Annotated in this window: 1 protein-coding gene; it reads left to right on the plus strand. The window is 66.0% G+C overall.

Annotated elements, in window-relative coordinates; all coding sequences use genetic code 11:
- Window positions 1-500 (plus strand): PQQ-binding-like beta-propeller repeat protein (locus FV229_RS27095; protein WP_147754840.1); only part of this gene is annotated, 500 nt, incomplete at both ends.

Below are 500 nucleotides of genomic sequence, written 5' to 3' on the forward strand. Positions count from 1 at the left end.
GGCGTGCTGCGCGGCCACGAGGGCTCGCCGCTCGTCGTCGGCAACATGATGTACGTCCACACGCCGTTCCCGAACATCGTCTACGCGCTCGACCTCGACCACGAGGCCAAGATCGTGTGGAAGTACGAGCCCAAGCAGGACCCGTCGGTGATCCCGGTGATGTGCTGCGACACGGTCAACCGCGGCCTGGCCTACTCCGACAACGCCATCATCCTGCACCAGGCCGACACCACGGTCGTGTCGCTCGACGCGAAGTCCGGCAAGGTGAACTGGTCGGTGGTGAACGGCGACCCGAAGAAGGGCGAGACCAACACCGCCACGGTCCTGCCGGTGAAGGACAAGATCATCGTCGGCATCTCGGGCGGCGAGTTCGGCGTGCAGTGCCACGTGACCGCCTACGACGCCAAGACCGGCAAGAAGGTCTGGCGCGGCTACTCGATCGGCCCGGACGACCAGATGCTGGTCGACCCGGAGAAGACCACCCACCTCGGCAAGCCGGT

Source organism: Methylobacterium sp. WL120 (assembly GCF_008039465.1).
Lineage (GTDB): Bacteria > Pseudomonadota > Alphaproteobacteria > Rhizobiales > Beijerinckiaceae > Methylobacterium > Methylobacterium cerastii.